This window comes from Streptomyces sp. NPDC058086 (assembly GCF_042885015.1).
In the GTDB taxonomy this organism is placed as follows: domain Bacteria; phylum Actinomycetota; class Actinomycetes; order Streptomycetales; family Streptomycetaceae; genus Streptomyces.
This window is the reverse complement of record NZ_JBHVST010000148.1, coordinates 1-19,170: the sequence shown is the minus strand read 5'-3', so window position 1 is coordinate 19,170 and position 19,170 is coordinate 1. Positions and strand designations below refer to the sequence as shown.

General features: G+C 72.6%; 15 protein-coding genes and 1 pseudogene. 12 read left to right on the top strand and 4 right to left on the bottom strand.

Going from position 1 to position 19,170, the window contains the following annotated elements:
• Nucleotides 1-266: 266 nt before the first annotated feature.
• Nucleotides 267-653 carry a DUF2795 domain-containing protein gene (locus ACFVWD_RS52450; protein ID WP_389605787.1) on the bottom strand — a complete coding sequence of 129 codons (387 nt, stop codon included), beginning with the start codon at nt 651-653 and terminating at the stop codon, nt 267-269.
• Nucleotides 654-799: 146 nt separating this feature from the next.
• On the opposite strand from ACFVWD_RS52450, the gene ACFVWD_RS52445 reads away from it, so the two are divergent.
• Both ACFVWD_RS52445 and ACFVWD_RS52440 read left to right on the top strand, forming a co-directional pair.
• Complete coding sequence (locus ACFVWD_RS52445; protein ID WP_389605785.1) at nt 800-2,812, top strand: hypothetical protein; 2,013 nt, start codon at nt 800-802, stop codon at nt 2,810-2,812.
• A 201-nt stretch (nt 2,813-3,013) separates the two neighbouring features.
• Complete coding sequence (locus tag ACFVWD_RS52440; RefSeq protein WP_389605784.1) at nt 3,014-3,808, top strand: RNA polymerase sigma factor SigF; 795 nt, start codon at nt 3,014-3,016, stop codon at nt 3,806-3,808.
• Between the two features lie 3 nt (nt 3,809-3,811).
• On the opposite strand, the gene ACFVWD_RS52435 is transcribed toward ACFVWD_RS52440, so the two are convergent.
• Nucleotides 3,812-4,939 (bottom strand): PAS domain-containing protein, encoded by a 1,128-nt coding sequence (locus ACFVWD_RS52435; RefSeq protein WP_389605783.1) that lies wholly within the window; start codon nt 4,937-4,939, stop codon nt 3,812-3,814.
• Between the two features lie 339 nt (nt 4,940-5,278).
• On the opposite strand from ACFVWD_RS52435, the gene ACFVWD_RS52430 reads away from it, so the two are divergent.
• The 4 genes from ACFVWD_RS52430 (at nt 5,279) to ACFVWD_RS52415 (ending at nt 9,537) form a co-directional block, all read left to right on the top strand.
• On the top strand, nt 5,279-5,866 hold the full coding sequence (locus tag ACFVWD_RS52430) for an ANTAR domain-containing response regulator (protein WP_384910385.1): 588 nt from the start codon (nt 5,279-5,281) through the stop codon (nt 5,864-5,866).
• Between the two features lie 167 nt (nt 5,867-6,033).
• Nucleotides 6,034-7,014: a hypothetical protein gene (locus ACFVWD_RS52425; protein WP_389605781.1), complete on the top strand. Its 981-nt coding sequence runs from the start codon at nt 6,034-6,036 to the stop codon at nt 7,012-7,014.
• Nucleotides 7,015-7,108: 94 nt separating this feature from the next.
• Entirely contained in the window at nt 7,109-8,356 is a 1,248-nt protein-coding gene (locus tag ACFVWD_RS52420; protein WP_389605779.1) for an aminotransferase class I/II-fold pyridoxal phosphate-dependent enzyme, read from the top strand.
• Nucleotides 8,353-9,537 carry an MBL fold metallo-hydrolase gene (locus ACFVWD_RS52415; RefSeq protein ID WP_389605777.1) on the top strand — a complete coding sequence of 395 codons (1,185 nt, stop codon included), beginning with the start codon at nt 8,353-8,355 and terminating at the stop codon, nt 9,535-9,537. Before ACFVWD_RS52420 ends, ACFVWD_RS52415 begins: the two co-directional genes overlap by 4 nt.
• 24 nt (nt 9,538-9,561) lie before the next feature.
• Here the strand turns inward: ACFVWD_RS52415 and ACFVWD_RS52410 are convergent, their stop codons facing one another.
• Nucleotides 9,562-10,212, bottom strand: coding sequence for a DedA family protein (locus ACFVWD_RS52410; RefSeq protein WP_389605788.1), 651 nt, complete (start codon nt 10,210-10,212; stop codon nt 9,562-9,564).
• Nucleotides 10,213-10,250: 38 nt separating this feature from the next.
• Nucleotides 10,251-11,024 carry an MBL fold metallo-hydrolase gene (locus ACFVWD_RS52405; protein ID WP_389605776.1) on the bottom strand — a complete coding sequence of 258 codons (774 nt, stop codon included), beginning with the start codon at nt 11,022-11,024 and terminating at the stop codon, nt 10,251-10,253.
• Between the two features lie 85 nt (nt 11,025-11,109).
• On the opposite strand from ACFVWD_RS52405, the gene ACFVWD_RS52400 reads away from it, so the two are divergent.
• The 6 genes and pseudogenes from ACFVWD_RS52400 to dnaK form a co-directional block, all read left to right on the top strand.
• Entirely contained in the window at nt 11,110-11,544 is a 435-nt protein-coding gene (locus ACFVWD_RS52400) for a hypothetical protein (protein ID WP_389605775.1), read from the top strand.
• 87 nt (nt 11,545-11,631) lie between these two features.
• The gene (locus ACFVWD_RS52395; protein WP_389605773.1) at nt 11,632-13,716 is read left to right on the top strand and encodes a phage holin family protein; all 2,085 of its coding nucleotides are present in this window, start codon (nt 11,632-11,634) and stop codon (nt 13,714-13,716) included.
• 125 nt (nt 13,717-13,841) lie between these two features.
• Nucleotides 13,842-14,903: an ATP-binding protein gene (locus ACFVWD_RS52390; protein WP_389605771.1), complete on the top strand. Its 1,062-nt coding sequence runs from the start codon at nt 13,842-13,844 to the stop codon at nt 14,901-14,903.
• Nucleotides 14,900-16,711 carry a hypothetical protein gene (locus ACFVWD_RS52385; RefSeq protein ID WP_389605770.1) on the top strand — a complete coding sequence of 604 codons (1,812 nt, stop codon included), beginning with the start codon at nt 14,900-14,902 and terminating at the stop codon, nt 16,709-16,711. The genes ACFVWD_RS52390 and ACFVWD_RS52385 overlap by 4 nt, the downstream gene beginning before the upstream one ends.
• 86 nt (nt 16,712-16,797) lie before the next feature.
• On the top strand, nt 16,798-17,223 hold the full coding sequence (locus ACFVWD_RS52380; protein WP_060901013.1) for an OsmC family protein: 426 nt from the start codon (nt 16,798-16,800) through the stop codon (nt 17,221-17,223).
• A 200-nt stretch (nt 17,224-17,423) separates the two neighbouring features.
• Nucleotides 17,424-19,170 (top strand): annotated as a pseudogene (gene dnaK, locus ACFVWD_RS52375) (molecular chaperone DnaK); the annotation flags it as partial.

The following is a 19,170-nucleotide window of genomic DNA, read 5'->3' as shown; positions in this document are numbered from 1 at the left end:
GCCCGGGTTGGCGCGGGTCCACGGCGGCGGGGGGGGGTCACCGGGGGGGCCCGGTTGGGTTCCCCACCCCGATGGCCCGGGTCCAAAATCCCCGGTGGCCCCGCCCTCCGGGAGGACGACGGGAATTTGACGACAGGACCTAGGGCGGACACCCCGTTAGGCGGCCTGCCGGGCGACCGCCTCCAGGAACGCCTCGTCGAACGCCTCGAGGCCGTCCGGCTTGCGGCTGGTGACCAGGGCGTTGGGTCCCTGCTCGCACACGCTGTTCACCGCGTCCGCCGGGCGCGTACGACCGATTCGGCCAGCTCGTGGACCGTGGCGTAGCGCGCCTTGTGCGGGCGCCGCTCCACGGCCTCGATCAGGGGGTCCGGCGCGTGTTTGTCGCGCAGGGTGTCGGCCAGGTCGCGGGGACCCGCGGGGAAGGCGGTACGGCTCAGGAACCGGGCGAGTTCCAGCCGCACCGTCTCGATGGAGTCGGGCGAGCGGTTCGGTGCCACGGGGCCGCGCGCGATCTCCGGGTCGTCGTCGGCCGTCGGCTCCGGGTCCTGCCACTCCTCGGTCCGGGTGGGGTGACCCGACCTGAGCAGGCCCCGCAGTTCGTGTTTCATCTCTTCGTCCCGATGGACGCTCAGCCGGTCGCTGCCTCGCTGCATGGCTTCCTCCAAGGGATCGGGGATGGTGATCGCCTACCCATGGACCCGGGGTCGACACGTCCATGGGAAAACGGCACGACGAGATCCACCGCCGGGCGGCATGATGACGGCCGGAGAACCGGTTCTCCGAGGTCATGGGGGTCGAAGTGACGGGGATATCGCTCGAGGCGCTGGACGCGGTGCCGTGGGACCGGCTCGAGTCGGCGCTGCCCCGGCACCCGGTCGAGGAGGTGCCTCGCGCGCTGCGGCGGCTGGCGCTCGCGGGCCGGGCCGCGACGGAGGAGTACTGCTACCCGCTGTACTCCTGCCTGGTCGCGGGCAACGGCGGGGTGCCCTCCGCGGCGACCGCGGCCCTGCCCTTCGTGGTGGCGCTCGCCGCCGACCCGGGGGCGGGCGCGCGAGTCGACCTCGTAGGACTGCTGGTGGCTTTCGCGCACCCGACCAGGACGGCCCGGCCGGAGCTGGTGGACGAGGGGTGGCCCGCGGCGTGGAGACGCCACCAGGGCGCGGTCCTGGCGCTGCTCGCGGACCCGGACCCCGATGTGCGGCGGGAGGCCATTCCGCTCGCCGACGGTGTCGTACCGCTCCTGGAACGGTGGCGGGCCGAGACGGACCCGGCGGTGCGTCTGCCGGTGCTGCTGCGGCTGGGCTGGGTGGCCGCCGAGGCGGCACAAGCGGATGCCAGGTCGGTCGAGGAGGTGCGGGCGGTCCTCGACGGCGTCCTGCGTGACGGCGAGCCCGTCATGAAGGTCGCGGCCGTGATCGCCTGGGAGCGGCTCGACCCGCAGGAGCCGGTCCGGTGGATCGACCTGCTGGTGGAGACACTCTCCGACCTCGCCGTACGGCCCAGGTTCGAGGAGATCTGGTACGTGGTGGGCGTCGAGGAACCCTTCAGCCGTGAAGCGGTCGTCACCTGGGCCGCCGAGCTGTTCGACCACGACGCCCGGACGGCCGCCTCCTTCGTGGTCCGGCTGGCCGACGCGGCGGCCCGCACCGGGGACACCGAACTGTCCGGGGCGGTGCTGGACGAGGCATGGCGGCTGCTGGTGCTCAGGCCGTCCGCGGCGCCCGCGCTGCTGCCGGTGGCGGGCCGACTGCTGGACGACCCGGCCGACCCCGTGCGCCTGCGGGCGGCACACCTTCTGGCGGTGCTCGGCCGGCAGTCGGCCCGCTACGCCGACCGGCTCGCCACGCTGATCGACGACCCGGGGAAGGCCCCCTGCCTGGAGGGGACCGTCGGTGACTACGCGCGCTGGGCGCTCACCCGGATCGGCGACCCGCGCGCGATGCCGGGGCTCGTCGAGCGGCTCTACGAGCCCTATCGGGAGCACTACGGACGTAGCTACTGCGTCAGCGACCCGCGACTTCCGGACGTCGACGCCGTGCTGGTTCCGCTGCGGGCGCATGCCGACGTCCTGCTGCCCGACCTGCGGGAGGTGATGCGGCACCACGCGGCGCACAACGGCGGCCACGGCCCGCTGACCGGCGCCTTCCTGAAGGTCCTCAAGGCGTGGGGGCCGGACGCACTGCCCGCGCTGCCGGAGGTCGTGGCGCTATTGGACGACGCCACGGGCTCGCTCTCGATCGTCGAGGTGCTGGCGGCGATGGGGCCGGGCGCCGCGTCCGCCGAGCCCGCCCTGCGCGCCTGCAATCCGGTCAACTGGCCGGGATACCAGCGGAACGTGGCGTGGGCCGCCTCGCACATGGGCGGAGACCGTACGGCGGCGCTGCGGCTCATCGGCGACGCGGTGCTGACCGAGGAGGGTCCCTACTACGGGCCCGTCCACCTGCTGACCGAGTTCGGTCCCGCGGCCGCGCCGTACGCCGACCGGGTGCGGCACGTCATGGAGAACACCGACGGCTTTCGCCGGATCGAGGCCGCGCTCGCCCTCTGGTCGGGCACGGGCGAGCCCGAGCCGAGCATCTCCGTCCTGGCGGAGTTCGTCCTGCCGATCGCCGACGGCGGCGACGACTATTGGCTCTTCGGAGAGGCGCTGCGAGCCCTGGCCCGGATCGGCACCCTCACCCCCGCGACGCGCGCCGCACTGCGGACGGTGCGGGGCTTCGACGGCCGCCTGGCGCAGGAACGGAACTACGAGGCATTCCTCCAGGACGAGGAGCTGCGCGCCGCGATCGAGTACCTGCTCGCCCTTCCCTGAGCCCAAGGCGCCGACAGGCGCGGGTGGTTGCCCCGGTGTTTGCCTCGCGCAGGCCGGGGCAGGCGGAATTCAGTGCTTCGGACAGGAGGCACGTCCGTGGGAGCGGGGAAGTCCTCGCCACGGGTGTGCCGTTCGACGCACCTGTGCGCTCCCTCGGTGACCGTCCAACCCAAGGCACCTGCAAGGGAGTTGCGACGCACCATGCGAAACCAAGTGAGCGCGAAACGCCATCCGCACGACGACGCCCCCGACACCACGGACGCATTCCGCAGGCTCGCCTCGCTTCCTCCGGGCCGGCAGCGCGACACGCTCCGCGAGCAGATCGTCGAGGCCTGGCTGCCGATGGCGGACCGGCTCGCGAGCCGGTTCCGCAACCGCGGTGAGAGCCTGGAGGACCTGCGCCAGGTCGCGGCGCTCGGTCTGGTCAAGGCCGTGGACCGGTACGACCCCGAGCTCGGCAACGCCTTCGAGAGCTACGCCGTGCCGACCGTCACCGGCGAGATCAAACGGCACTTCCGCGACCACATGTGGACCCTGCACGTGCCGCGCCGCGTCCAGGACCTGCGCAACCGTGTGAGGTTCGCCGTCCAGGAACTCTCGGGGACCATCTCGGGCCGCAGGCCCACCGTCGCCGAGATCGCCGAGCACGCCCGGATGAGCGAGGTGGACGTCCGGGCCGGCCTGGAGGCTCTGGAGAGCTTCACGGCGCTCTCCCTGGACGCCGAGGTCCCCGGCAGCGACGACGGCTACTCGCTCAGCGACGCCCTCGGCTCGGTCGACCCCGCGCTCGACGTCGTCATCGACCGCGAGGCAGTCAAGCCCCGGCTGCGGGCCCTGCCCGAGCGTGAACGCACCATCCTCTACATGCGGTTCTTCGGCGACATGACTCAGAGCCGGATCGCCGACGAACTCGGGATCTCGCAGATGCACGTGTCGCGGCTGATCAGCCGATGCTGCCACCGGCTGCGCGACCAGGTGATGCGCGACGCGGCGTAGCCCCTACCGGGGCGCGTTCATCGCCAGGGCCACATGGCGGGACATCATGTCCATCGCCTGGGCCTCCGCCATCGAGAACGCCCGACGGGCGCCGCTGCGGAACAGGGTCAGCACGCCCTGTACGGGGCCGCGGGCGGTGGTCAGGGGCACGCACAGCAGCGACGTCACGTTCGCGCGTACGAGGATCGGGGCGCCCGAGGCGTCACGCCCGAAGGCGTCCGGATCCTCGGGGCGCACCCGCAGCGCCGTGGATCCACCCCGGGCCGCCTCGACGACGAGCGGACACCCGGCGGGATCCTGCGCGGTCACGTCCCTCGCCTCCGCCGCGCTGTCGGAGGGGGCGAGCACCGTCGTACGGGACAGCCGCGGCGCCCCCGCCGTGTCGGCCACCACCCAGTCGGCGAACCGCACGTGCAGCACCCCGGCCGCCCGCTCCAGCATCCCGGACGGATCGCCGACCGGGCCACTGAGCAGCGCCGTCGTCATGGCGTCCACCAGGTCCATCAGCGCCGCGTGCCGGGTCGCCTCGGTCAGGGTCGGTACCGGGCCCGGCACGCGCTCGTGGGACGGCACCCGGCTGTCCGCGGGCTGCAGGACGACGAGGACGGCGGTGCGGGGTTCGCCGCTGGGCCGCAGCGCGGTGAGCGTCGCCCGCACCGGCACCGCGGGCTGCTGCTGGAGGTGCACGGTGAGACTGCGGTCGCCCTCGCCGCGCGCCACCGCCGCCGCCTGCGAGCGGAACGCGGCACGGTCGGCGTGCGCGAGGAAACCGGTGAGCGGACGGCCCGTCGCGTAGCCGGCCCGGACGCCGGTGAACGAGGTCGCCGCGAAGTTCAGCCTGCGCACCACCGTCTCGCGGTCCACCAGCGCGACAGGCACCGGCACCCGCTGGAAGAGCGCCTTGAGGAGCTGTTGCTCCTGGCGGTCGACGGAGGCGACGCCGGACGGGCCCGTCGAGGACAGACTCTCGTACCAGGGCCACAACTGGCCCGCCACGTGGTCGAGTTCGAAGATCGCCGCGTCGAGCACCGTCGGCAGGTCGTCGGCCGGTACCGATCGAGCCGCCTTGAGCTCCGCCACGCGGCGCACGAAATCCGCGAGTTCTTCACCGAATTCGTCCGTCTGCGCCATGCGATGAACGTAACCCGAAGGTCTGGTTCCGGGTGTGGTGGGGGTGTAACCGGCCGCGCCCGTTTTCCGCGCAGGTGAGCGGGAAGGCGCGGAGGGAGGAAGGGGTGAACCATGCCGTATGCGGGGCGACTTGAGCAACGCGGTCAAAGCGATCGGCGCGGTCAAAACGATCACCACGGTCAAGGCAGTCAAGGCAGTCAAGGGGGTCAGGGCGGTCGAGGCAGTCAACTCGGTCACCTGGGAACGCGGTCGCCGGAATCCACGCTCCCGGGGAGACGGCTGTCGGAGCTCGCCGAGCAGGCCGCCCGCTGCACCACCGATTGCTGCGGCGCCAGCTGCATGGTCTCCGAGGGCGGCCCTGAACGGCCCGCCGCGGTCACCCACCCCGACCTCGCCGCACTCGTCTCGGTCCAACTCCGCTCCGGAGACGGTCCGATCCCCGCCGCGCTGGAACGCGGTGAGCCCGTCGACTCGGCGGACCTGCTGCGCGAGGAGCGCTGGCCGGCGTACCGCGCGATGGCCCTCGACTCGGGTGTCCGCTCCAGTGTCACGATCCCCTTCCGGCGTTCCGGGCTGACCGTGACCCTCAGCCTCTACAGCTTCCGGCCCGGCGCACTGGAGGACGCCCCGCACGGACCCGCCCGCGCGCTCGGCGACCTCGCCGTCACCTGCCTGGTCCGCGACCGCTCCTACCGGGCCGCGCTCACCGAGCTCGACCAGCTCGGCGCCGCGCTGCGCACCAGGCCCGTCGTCGACCAGGCGTGCGGGATCGTCATGCACGTACTGGGCTGCGACGCGGACGCGGCCTTCGGCGTACTGCGCCGCATCTCGCAGGCGACCCAGCGCAAACTGTCCGACGTCGCCTCGGCCGTCGTGGACAAGCGCGGACGCGGCCTGGAACGGGAGCTCGTCTCCCTGTCGAACTGACCCGGTCGGCCGAGCCGCCGCTGTCACCCGCGTCACCCGCACGGGCGTCCGTGTCGCGCGAATGGTGTCCGGCCGCGCGCGCCCCGCGCCCGGGCGGGCTGTGATGGGGTGGGGGGCGCGACGGCCGTGCCCCCTTCAGACAGTGTCTGTCCGAAGGAGCCCGACCCATGTGCCGTACCGTCCGTGTCCTGTCCGCCACCGCCCTGGCCTGTGCCGCCCTGGGAGCGGCCGCCACGGCCGCGTCCGCGGATCCGGGCGCGGAGGTCGATCCCCGTTCCGTGGGCCCCGGTGGCCTCCTCTCCGTCTCCGTCACCTGCGACGCGATCGGCGGCACTCCGCCCGAGTCCATCGACGCGCACTCCCAGGGCTTCGAGGGGGGCAAGGTCCAACTGCACCGGGTCACCGGCGGCGACGAGAAGACGGGCGGCGCCACCTCGTACCACGGGACGGCCCGTATCCCGGCGGGTGGAACTTCCGACGGTGGATCCGGTGGACTTGGAGGGGTTGGAGGACTTGGAGGGGTCGGCGGGTTCGGAGCGACAGGCGGGACCGGCGAGCAGTTCAACGGCGATTCCGTCGCCGGGGACCGTGAGGCCCAATGGGGCGTCAACGGCGTGTGTCCCGTCGCGCCGGGCGGCCAGGAGCGGCCGTGGAACGCCTCGTACACCGTGTCCCACGGCACCGGCACCGGCACCGGCACGGGTACGGTGCGCGAGACCGGTGCGGCTCATGACACGGGCGCGGGGCGCGACACCGGTGCGAGTCACGACACTGGTACGGGGCGTGATACAGGTGCGGCTCATGACACGGGTGCCGGGCGTGAGACCGGTGCGGCTCATGACACCGGCACCGGGCGTGACACCGGCACCGGGCGTGATACCGGCACCGGGCGTGATACAGGTGCGGCTCATGACACGGGTGCCGGGCGTGAGACCGGTGCGGCTCATGACACCGGCACCGGGCGTGACACCGGCGCGGATCACGACACCGCGGAGCGCCCCGCCGGTGCGCAGTACGGAGTGCAGGGCGGCGAGGGCGGCGCCTTCACCGATTCCGTCCCGGCCCTGATCACCGGCGGCGTCCTGATCGTGGGCGCGCTGGGCGCGGCTATCCACCGGCTGCGCCAAAAGGGCTCCTCCAACCGCTGACGCTGCGACGGGCGCAACCCGGCCGGGCGCCCATGGCGGGGCGGGAGCCTGGGCAACGACAGGGCACGGCACCACGGACTGCACGGAGGCACGTATGCGGCGGACGGTTCCGGAAGGGCACGGTCCGGTCCGCTACGGCCCGCCTCTTCCCGATCAGGGCCTGCCGGTACTGGCTGAGCTGCGCGCCGTGCTCGCCGACGCGGCGGGCCACGCCCACGCCGAGCCCTCCGGCGGCGGCCCGGCACTTCTCGACGCCGCCTGCGGCTACTGGACCCGGCGGGGCCTGGCCGCCGACCGCGACCGTGTGGTCGCCGCCCCCGGCGCCCCCGCTCTGCTCCTCGCGCTGACCGGCGCACTCGGCGGCGACGTCCTGGTCCCGCGCCCGTGCGCCGCCTGGTGGGCACCGCAGGTCCGCCTCCTGGGCCGGTCCGTGTTCCACGCGGCGACGCCCGCGGAGTGCGGCGGCCTGCCGGATCCGTACGCACTTCTGGAGACCGTCCGCCGGGTCCGCGCCGAAGGCGGCGACCCGCGCCTGCTCGTGCTCTCCGTCGCCGACGACCCCACCGCCACCGTCGCACCACCCGAGGTGGTGCACGAGACCGTGGAGGCCGCGGTGGGCGAGGGACTGCACGTGGTCAGCGACGAGACCTGGCGCGACACCCTGCACCGGCCGCACGACACCGTGCTGCTCAGCCCCGCCGAGATGCTCCCCGGCGAGGTCACTGTGCTCACGGACCTCGCGGGCGCCTTCCTGCCGCAGGGCTGGCCGGCCGCCGTCGCCCGCTTCCCGGACACCGACGAGGGCCTTCGGCTGCGCTCCCGCGTCCTCGACGTGCTCACCGTGCTCGGTGCCCGGGTCGCCGAACCGGTCGCCGCGGCGGCCGCGTACGCGCTCGGCGAGCCCGACGCGGTCACCGAGCGGCTGACCGCCGCCGTACGTCTGCACGCGCGCGTGGCTCTCGCCGCGCACCGCGCGGTGGTCGGGTCGGGGGCCTTCGCGCGGCCGCCGCAGGCCGGCAGACATCTGTACGTGGATCTCGGCCCGTTGAGCTCCGCGCTGACCGCTCTCGGCGTCGGGGACGCACAGGAACTGGAGGACTTCCTCACCGCACGGCTCGGCATGTCCGCGCCGGGCGGCCACCGCTTCGGGGACGACCTCGAGGCGCTGCGCGTGCGGTTGGAGACCGGAGCGCTGCTCGGCACCACCGACGAGGAGCGGGCGGAATGCCTCAGTTCACCCTCACCGTTGGAACTGCCACAGGTGCAACGCGCGTTGACCCTCCTGGGGTCGGCGTTCGACGATCTCCGTGACGACGCTCAGCGATGGGAGCCTCCTCGATGACGCAGCAGTCCCAGTCGACCACGAGCACGAGTACGTCCACGAGCACGCCCATATCCACGAGCACGCCCATATCCACATCCACGAGCACGCCCATTTCCACGAGCACGTCCGAGTCCACGAGCACGCGGGACGCCGAGGAGCCGGCGTCCTCCATGGCCCCGCCGGCGGGGCGTTCCTCACCTGTCCTTCCTCTCCGTCCGCTCGTCGAGCCCCCTCCTCTCGCCGAACCCCGTCCGCTCGGTGAGCGCCGTGTGTGGCCGCGGTCGTTCGTCGACCGGCTGACCGCGCCGCTGCCCGGGCTGCGGGCCTTCGCGCGGTTCGCCCGTGAGGGGGCGCCGCGGCCGGGGCCCGAGGGGCTCGCCGACATTCCGCTGCTGCCCTTCGAGCCGGGGCCGCTGCCGCGGGTGGGCGCCCGTACCGTCGCCGTCTCCTGGGCGGGGCACGCGAGTTGGGTGATCCGCATAGGCGGGCTCACCGTCCTCACCGACCCGGTCTGGTCCCGCAAGATCCTCGGCACCCCGGCCCGGATCACCCCGGTCGGTGTGGCCTGGAGCGCGCTGCCGCGCGTCGACGCGGTCGTGATCAGTCACAACCACTACGACCATCTGGACGCGCCGACGCTGCGCCGACTCCCGCGCGGCACACCGGTGTTCGTGCCGGCCGGACTCGGGCGCTGGTTCCGGCGCCGCCGGTTCACCCGGGTCACCGAGCTGGACTGGTGGGAGGCGGCCGAACTCGACGGTGTGCGCTTCGACTTCGTCCCCGCGCACCACTGGTCCAAGCGCAGTCTCACCGACACCTGCCGCACGCTGTGGGGTGGCTGGGTGCTGACGGCGCCCGAAGGACAGCGGGTGTACTTCGCGGGGGACACGGGGTACGGGCACTGGTTCGCGGCCATCGGGCGGCGGTACCCGGGGATAGACCTGGCCCTGCTTCCCATCGGGGCGTACGACCCCCGGTGGTGGTTGAGTGACGTCCACTGTGACCCGGAAGAGGCTGTCCGGGCCGCCGTCGATCTGGGCGCTCGCCGTATGGCCCCGATGCACTGGGGGACGTTCGTGCTGTCCGCGGAGCCTGTGCTGGAGCCGTTGACCCGGGTGAAGGTGGCTTGGGAGCGGGTGGGGTTGGAGCGGAGGGACCTGTGGGATCTGGCGGTGGGGGGTTCTCGGGTTCTGGCGTGAAGGCGGGTCCGGGGGTGATCGCGGCTACCGAGGGGCGGTTCTGCGAACCCTCCGCCACACTCCCGGCGCCGCACTGACCGCCAGTGTCAGGACCACCGCCGCCACCACGCCCTCCCACGGCTCGTCGAAGAGGGAGCCGCCGAGGATGCCGATGACCTGGTAGGTGGCAGCCCAGGCGAGGCAGGCGGGGATGTCGCCGCGGGCGAAGGTGCGCAAGGGCATCTTCGCCATCAGGCAGGCGAGCATCACCGGTATGCGGCCCGCCGGGACGAGGCGGGACAGGACGAGGACGGCGACGCCGTGGTCGTCCAGCTTCTCCTGGGCCTGGGTGAGGCGGTCCTCCGGGGCGCGCACACGGATCGCCTCCAGCCAGCGCGAGCCGTTCTTGGATCCCATGCCGCGCCGGCCGAGCCAGTAGAGCGCCACGTCACCGAGGAACGCCGCGAGCGAGCCCACCACGAAGACCAACAGCAAGGCGAACGGCGCCGTCTCGTGAAAGGCCACCACGGCCGCCGAACTGACCAGCGCGCCCGTCGGCACCACCGGGACCAGCGCGCCGATCAGCACCAGCACGAACAGCGACGGATAGCCGATCGCCTGCTGTGTGCTCTCCGGTGACACGGCGGCGCCCGCGGCGGACAGGAACACGGCCGGGGCGGTGCTCTTGGCGGACAGGAATATCGCCGGGGCCGCGCCCAAGGCGGTCAGAGGCGTCACCGCGCGACCTCCGGGCGCACGCTCTCGCCGTGTTCGAGCCGGTGCACCGCCACCTGGGGCGCACGCTCACCAGCCAGGCGCACGAACTCATCACCTGGCGCATGGAATTCATGGGGGCGCACGCTGTCCATGCCGATGGGCCAGTACGTGCCGTAGTGCACCGGCACCGCGCTCCTCGGCATCAGCCGGGCCAGCGCCTCGGCGGCCCGCCCGGCGTCCAGGTGTCCCTCCCCGAGGAACGGGCCCCACCCGCCGACCGGCAGCAGCGCCACGTCAACCGGTCCGACCTCCTCGGCCATCGACTCGAACAGCCCGGTGTCCCCGGCGAAATACGTCCGTGCCTCGCCCTCCACCACAAAGCCCAGCGCGGGGGAGCGATGCGGTCCGACCGGCAGTCGCCGCCCGTCGTGCCGCGCCGACACCGTACGTACGACCAGGTCACCGACTTCGGTGAGGTCCCCGGGCGCCACCTCGACGAACCGCAGATGGTCCAGCCTGCGCAGCGCGGGCACCACGCGCGGCGCGCCCTTCGGCACCAGTACCAGCGTGCCCGGCGCGAGCCGCTGCAAAGAGGGCAGATGGAGATGGTCGGCGTGCAGATGCGAGACCAGCACCACGTCCGCGACCGCCGCCTCGGGAGGGGGCGGCGCCCCGCGCCTGCGCCGCAGGTGCGCGAGCCGGCGCGCGAAGAGCGGATCGGTGAGGACGCGTGTGCCGGAGTCCTCCAGCGTGCAAGTGGCGTGCCCCCACCAGGTGATCTCCACCGGCACTTCTTTGCCTCCTCCGTGCGACTCCCCCCGAGCCTACGTGCAGGAGTAGGGTCGGCGGCGAAACCCGGAGGTGAGGGGGGACGCCATGGGACACGCGAGCAGCGCCTCCGCCGTGCCGACCACAGTCCGCGTCACGGCCATCGCGAGCCTGACGCCCCTGGAGGAGCTCGACGCGGACCCCTTCCTCGTGGACTCCCGCAGCCAGTACGCGATGTGCGCCAGCTGGGCCGCCGAGCGCGGTTACGTCGTCACCCGCGAGCTCCTCGTCCGCGGTCTGCGCCCCGACCACCGCACCCTGTGGGCGGACGTCGAGGCGGGCCTCGTCGACCTGTTCGTCGCGCCGAGCCGTCGTGTCCTGGAGCGCGCCCTCGCCTCCGTGGACGAGTTCACCGCCGAGTGCGCCCGCCGCGGCGTACGGATCGAGACGGTCGGGTGCGCGGAACCGTCGTACGACGCCCAGATGAAGGCCCGGGTCCACCGCCGTCTGTCGATGCCGACCGCGGGCTACGACGGCCGCTGAGGGGGACACCGGGGGCCGCTCGACCGTTGTGACAGGGTGGAGCAGGCCTCGCACACCGGGCGGGCCGGGACGTGAGGTGGACAGGGCGTGGGCGGAAGGCGTTGGCGGCGGCTTCTCAGCGGAGTGTGGCGGAGCATCGCGGTGTGGGCCGTGTCCACGGTCACCATGCTCGTCCTCGCCGGTGTGCTGCCCGACTTCCAGCTGGAGTCCAGCAACGGAGACAGCGCCACGCGGATCGCCGTCACCGCGGGGGTCGGCGCGGCCGTCTTCGGTCTGCTCTCCTCGCTCGTGTGGCCCCTGCTCGTACGGGCGCTGCTCCTGGTCCCCGCGCTCGTGCTCGGTCTGCTCGTCTTCTTCCTGAACGGGTCATTGCTGCTGATAGCCCTGCGCATCAACCCCTCCGGGCAGGGCGAGGCCGCGCCCGAGACGGCCGTGGTCGTCGCCGCCGTGATGTCCGCGGTCGCCTCGGCCACCGGGGGTGCCCTCGCCGTCCGGGACGACGACGCCTACCGGCGCAGGCTCTCCCGGCTCGCCGACCGGCGCCGCAGGCGCGGTGACGGGCAGGCCTGGCCCTCGACCCCCGGTGCCGTCTTCCTCCAGCTCGACGGCGTAGGCCACGACGTGCTGGAGGAGGCGGTCGGCAAGGGGCTGATGCCCACCGTCGCGCAGTGGCTCGAGGGCCCTGGGGAGGGCGGCTGCCCCACCCACCGGCTCACCCCGTGGCGCACCGACTGGTCCAGCCAGACCGGCGCCAGCCAGCTCGGCATCCTGCACGGCAGCAACCACGACGTGCCGGCCTTCCGCTGGTACGAGAAGGACACCCACGAGGTCATGGTGTGCAACCGGCCCTCCAGCGCCGCCGAACTCCAGCGCCGGGCCATCGAGTACACCGGCGACGGGGGCCTGCTCACCGTCGACGGCGCCAGCCGCGGCAACCTCTTCAGCGGTGGCGCCGACCAACTGGCTCTGGTGCTGTCCATGGCCGCGCGAAGGGGCAGGGAGAACCGTTCCCGCTCGGGCTACTTCGCGTACTTCAGCGACCCCGCCAACGCCGTCCGTACGGCCATGTCCCTCGTCGCCGAGGTGCTGCGCGAGATGGGCCAGTCCACATGGGCCCGGATGAAGAAGCGGCGGCCCCGGGTCAAGCGCGGCGGGCTGTACCCCTTCGTGCGCGCCTTCGCGACCGTCGTCGAGCGGGACGTCGTCGTCGCCGCGGTGATCGGCGACATGCTCGCCGGGCGCAACGCGGTCTACGCGGACCTGGTGGCGTACGACGAGGTGGCCCACCACTCCGGGCCGCGCAGCCGGGACACCGAAAAGGTCCTGGAGCGCCTCGACCGGTCCCTCGCCCTGATCGCCAAGGTCGCCGAACACGCCCCGCGGCCCTACCGGATCGTGGTGCTGTCGGACCACGGCCAGAGCCCCGGCGAAACCTTCCTGACCCGCTACGGCCTCAGCCTCGGCAACCTCGTCCGCGCCGGGTGCGGGCTGCCCGTGCCGCGCAAGGCGCAGCGCACGCACAGCGGCACCGAGGCACGGGCGGCGGTGCGGGCCGCGCTGCGCAGACCCGTCGAGGAGCGTGGCGAGCGTCACCGTCCCTCGCGCCGCTCCGAGCCCATCGTGCTGGCCTCCGGCAACCTCGGCCTTGTCTCCTTCCCCGACGTGCCGCACCGGATGAGCCGGGAGGAGATCGACCGCCGCCACCCCGCGCTGCTGTCCACCCTCGCCAACCACCCCGGCGTCGGCTTCGTGCTGGTCCGCAGCGAGGAGTACGGCGGACTCGTCCTGGGCGCGAACGGCGCGGAGGTGCCGGTCGACAAGCTCGACGACGCGCGCCCGGGCCCGCTCGCCGACTTCGGCCCCGGCGCCGCCGACGCCGTACGACGTACGCACTCCTTCCCGCACGTCGCCGACATCATGGTCAACTCCTCGTACGACCCGATGGAGGGCGAAGTCCTCGCCTTCGAGGAGCAGATCGGCTCGCACGGCGGACTCGGCGGGGCCCAGGCACGCCCCTTTCTGCTGTCACCGACGGCCCTGTCCGTGCCGGTCGAGGTCGACGCGGATCTCGTGGGCGCCGAGCAGGTGCACCGCGTACTGCGGCGCTGGCTGCGCGAGTGCGACGGCCCCCAAGTGCCGCTGGCGGCGCCCGCGGACGAGCGCGCCGCCTGAGCCACGGTCAGCGGGCCGGGCCGGGGCGGCGGAAAATGGGCTGCGGTCGGCGAGCCCCGCGCGCACACTGTTCGCCTGGAGCACCGCACACCCGCGGGGCACTTCCCGACCCCCGAGGATGTTGCGTGCAGGCAGCCGTGACCGTCACCCCCGCCCGCATACCGGAACTGCTGCTCGGCCTCGCGACCGTGCGACCGGTCTTCCTCTGGGGCGCCCCCGGCATCGGAAAGTCCTCCCTGGTCAGGGAGTTCGCCGAGTCGCTGGGCCTGGAGTGCGTCAGCCTGCTCGGCACCCAGCTCGCACCCGAGGACCTGATCGGCGTCCCGCAGATCCGGGAGGGGCGCTCGGTGTTCTGCCCGCCGGAGGCGATCGCCCGTGATGAGCCGTACTGCCTCTTCCTGGACGAGCTGAACGCGGCGACGCCGGATGTGCAGAAGGCGTTCTACTCGCTGATCCTGGACCGCCGCATCGGCAACTACGAGCTGCCCAAGGGCTCGATAGTGATCGGCGCGGGCAACCGCGCCACCGACAACGCGCTGGCCCGCCCGATCGCCTCCGCGCTGATCAACCGCCTCACGCACGTGCACCTGGAGGCCTCCTCCAAGGACTGGCTCGGCTGGGCCGCGGCCAACGGCATCCACCCCTGGGTCGTGGACCACCTCACCGACCGGCCCGACCACCTGTGGTCCAAGCCGCCGAAGACCGAGGAGCCATTCTCCACGCCCCGCTCCTGGCACATGCTCTCCGACGCGCTGCACTCCTTCGGACCGGCCCTCGACGAACCGACCCTGAAGGTGATCGCGCACGGCACCCTGACGCCCGCGCACGCGGTCGCCTTCTGCGGCTATGTGAAGATCGTGCGCAGCCGGTTCGGCATCGAGGCGATCGTCAAGGGCGACGCCCGCTGGCCGCACCGCCCCGAGGACCGCGACCTGCTGTACTACCTCGCCGAGTCCTTCCGCGGCCGGCTCGTCAAGGAGCTGCCGGCCAGCAAGGAGCACCTCTCCGCGAGCGGACAGCAGACCGCGTATCGCGCCAAGTCGCTGCTCGTGCAGCTCGCCGAGATCTCCGTGGAGGTCGCGCAGAGCGTCATCGCCCCGGACACCGACGGCAATCCCCTCCTGCCCGCCTGGTTCCTGGTCGAGGCGGCCCGCGACATGCCCCGGCTGGTCGAGGCGCGGCAGTGAGCCGCACCCCGACCAGCCGCAGCAAGGGACAGCCGAAGAAGGACCTGGCGGCGGAGGCGTTCGCGGAGGGGATGCGGCTGGTGCGGGCCAACCGGGCGCTCGCCGCCATCGGCTTCAGCACCTGCCGCCAGGAGGACTGCCCCGACTCACCCCGCGACGGTCTCGTCCGTGTCGACTCCAACGGCGTGCTGCACGTCCACCCCACCCGCCGCGCCGAGCCCGTCGAGTGGGCCTGGGCGGTCGCGCACGCCGTCATCCACCTGGGCTTCGGCCATGTCCCGGCGGCGCCGAAGACGCGCGAGCAGCCCGACCGCCACGCCCTCGCCGCCCGCTGCGCGGTCGTCAACCGCTTCCTGCTCGGCTTCCCCATCGGCCTCACCCCCGAGGACCTGCCGCCCTCGTACCCCGACGGCGACGAAGAGCAACTCGCCGCCCGCTGGCGGCGCGAGGGGACTCCGGCCCCGTACGAGCGCTGCGGTACGGCCGGCGGCGAGCCGGACCAGCTGCTGGTGCCGTGGGACACCTGGAAGGGCGGCCAGGCCCCGGACTGGCAGCTCGAGTTCGCGCACGCCCTGACCCGTACCGTGGCCACGGCGATGGACGTGGCCGGCGGCCGCCGCGGCTCGATGCGCGGCGGGCCCACCCGACTACAGCCCTGGGAGCGGGCGCTGAGCTGGTTCATCTCCTCCTACCCGCTGCTCGGCGGCGTCGCGGCCGGTATCACCCTGGTCGCCGACGCCGAACTGGCCCGCGCCCACGACATCTCCGTCGCCGCCGTGAACGCGGAGGCGGGCGAGATCTACATCAACCCGCTGCGTCAACTGGAGGACGAGGAATGGCGGTTCGTCCTCGCCCACGAGATGCTGCACGCCGCCCTGCGGCACGGCGACCGCTGCGGCCCCCGCGACCCGTACCTCTTCAACATCGCGGCCGACTACGTCATCAACGGCTGGCTGTGCGAGATGCAGGTCGGCACGATGCCCGAAGGGCTGCTGTACGACGCGGAGCTGAAGGATCTGTCGGCGGAGGAGGTGTACGACCGGATCGCCAAGGACCTGCGCCGGATGCGCCGACTGTCCACGCTGCGCGGCAAGGGCGCGGGTGACATCCTCGGCGCCCCGCTCGGCTCCCCGCGCGACTACGTGGACCTGGACGAGCTCTACCGGCGCGGCCTGAGCCACGGCTTCGACCTGCACCAGCAGCTGGAGCGGGGCTATCTGCCGGGCGGTCTGGTCGAGGAGATCCGCGCGCTCAGCCATCCGCCGCTGCCTTGGGACGCCCGCCTGGCCCGCTGGTTCGACGAGTTCGTGCCCCGCCCCGAGCCGGTACGGACGTACGCGCGCCCCTCGCGCCGTCAGGCGTCCACCCCCGACATCCCGCGCGCGGGACGGTACTTCCCGCCCGAGGAGATCGCCCGCTGCACCTTCGGCGTCGTCCTCGACACCTCCGGCTCCATGGACCGCACGCTGCTCGGCAAGGCGCTGGGGGCCATCGCCTCGTACGCCGAGGCCCGGGACGTACCGGCCGCGCGGGTGGTGTTCTGCGACGCGGCGCCGCACGACGCGGGCTATCTTCCGGTCACCGAGATCGCCGGTCGCGTACGGGTGCACGGGCGCGGCGGTACGGTGCTGCAGCCCGGCATCGATCTGCTGCACCGCGCGGACGACTTCCCGCCGGGCGCGCCGCTGCTGGTCATCACGGACGGCTGGTGCGACGTGCTGCGGGTGCGGCGCGAGCACGCGTATCTGATTCCGCAGGGCGCGCGGCTCCCGTTCACGGCGCGGGGACCGGTCTTCCGCGTGCGGTGAGCCGTCATTCTGGGTGAGTCGCGCGCAGGTGTGATCGGATGGTGCGCACGGACCCCGAAAACGGGACCCCATCGAAGGGAATCATCGTGGCAACCACGCGCACCGCGCACACCGTGTGGGAAGGCAACCTGCTCGAGGGCAGCGGCGTCGTCACCTTCGACTCCTCCGGCATCGGCCAGCAGCCGGTGACGTGGGCGTCGCGGGCGCAGGACGCCAACGGCAAGACCAGCCCCGAGGAGCTGATCGCCGCCGCTCACTCCAGCTGCTTCTCCATGGCGCTGTCGCACGCCCTCGCGGGCGCGGGCACCCCGCCCACCAAGCTCGTCACCAACGCCGACGTCACCTTCCAGCCCGGCGAGGGCATCACCGGCATCCACCTGACGGTGGAGGGTACGGTGCCGGGCCTCGACAACGACGGCTTCGTCGCGGCGGCCGAGGACGCGAAGAAGAACTGCCCGGTCAGCGCGGCGCTGACCGGCACGACGATCACCCTGACGGCCAAGCTGGCCTGACGTCCGGAAGCAGTACGGCGCCGCGGTCCCCGCACAGGGCCCGCGGCGCTGTCATGTCCGGGCCGCCACGACACGCCGGTCCGATGGACACGCCGGTCCCGTGGACAAGCACGCCTCATTGACAAGCACGCCCCATTGACAAGAACGCACTCAAGTTTTGTGCTTGAAGGTGGGCAGCGCCCTGGCGGAAGGGGACGGACATGGCACGTGCGGTCGGGATCGACCTCGGTACGACGAACTCGGTGGTGGCCCTCCTGGAAGGCGGCGACCCCACCGTCGTGACCAACGCGGAGGGCGCGCGCACCACCCCCTCCGTGGTGGCCTTCGCCAAGAACGGCGAGGTGCTCGTCGGCGAGGTCGCCAAACGTCAGGCCGTGACGAACGTGGAGCGCACCGCGCGCTCGGTCAAGCGCCACATGGGCGACGCGAGCTGGCGCTTCCCGGAGCAGGGCTCCGTCGACGGCACCCGCTACCGAGCCCAGGAACTGTCGGCGCGCGTTCTGCAGAAGCTGAAGCGGGACGCGGAGGCCTACCTCGGCGAGGACGTCACGGACGCCGTGATCACCGTGCCCGCCTACTTCGACGACGCCCAGCGCCAGGCCACCAAGGAGGCGGGCGAGATCGCGGGCCTGAAGGTGCTGCGGATCATCAACGAGCCGACGGCGGCCGCCCTCGCCTACGGCCTCGACCGGGGCGAGGAGCAGACCGTCCTCGTCTTCGACCTGGGCGGCGGCACCTTCGACGTCTCGCTCCTGGAGATCGGCGACGGCGTCATCGAGGTCAAGGCGACCAACGGCGACACCCGGCTCGGCGGCGACGACTGGGACCAGCGGATCGTCGAACACCTCGCGCAGCGCTTCAAGGCCTCGCACGGCATCGATCTAGGCCACGACAAGATGGCGATGCAACGGCTGCGCGAGGGCGCCGAGAGGGCCAAGATCGAACTGTCCAGCTCCTCAGAGACCACCGTCAACCTGCCCTACATCACCGCCACCGCCGACGGCCCCCTGCACCTCGAGGAGAAACTGACCCGTGCCCAGTTCCAGGAGCTGACCGCCGATCTGCTCGACCGCTGCAAGAACCCCTTCCATCAGGCGGTCAAGGACGCGGGCGTCAAGCTCGCCGCGATCGACCACGTCATCCTGGTCGGCGGCTCGACCCGGATGCCCGCCGTCACGGACCTGGTCAGGGAACTCACCGGCAAGGACCCGCACAAGGGTGTCAACCCGGACGAGGTCGTGGCGCTCGGCGCGGCTCTCCAGGCGGGTGTCATCAGGGGGGATGTGAAGGACGTCCTGCTTCTCGACGTCACCCCGCTGTCCCTCGGCATCGAGACCAAGGGCGGCATCATGACCAGGCTCATCGAGCGCAACACCACGATTCCGACCCGCCGTTCGGAGATCTTCACCACGGCCGTGGACAACCAGCCCTCGGTCGGCATCCAGGTCTACCAGGGCGAACGCGAGATCGCCGCGTACAACAAGAAGCTCGGCGTCTTCGACCTCACCGGGCTGCCGCCCGCGCCGCGCGGAGTCCCGCAGATCGAGGTCGCCTTCGACATCGACGCCAACGGGATCATGCACGTCTCCGCGAAGGACCTCGCCACCGGGCGCGAACAGAAGATGACCGTCACGGGTGGCTCCGCGCTCCCCAAGAACGACATCGACCGCATGATGCGCGAGGCCGAGCAGTACGCGGAGGAGGACCGCGCGCGCCGCGAGGCCGCCGAGACCCGCAACCAGGCCGAACAACTCGTCTACCAGACCGAGAAGTTCCTCCGCGAGAACGACGAACGCATCCCCTCGGAGACGAAACCCGAGGTCGAGTCGGCCGTCGCCGACCTCAAGCGCCTCTGGAGGACTCCGCCACCGACACCACCGCCCTGCGCACCGGCGTCGAGAAGCTGGCCTCGGTGAGCCAGAAGATGGGCCAGGCCATGTATGCCCA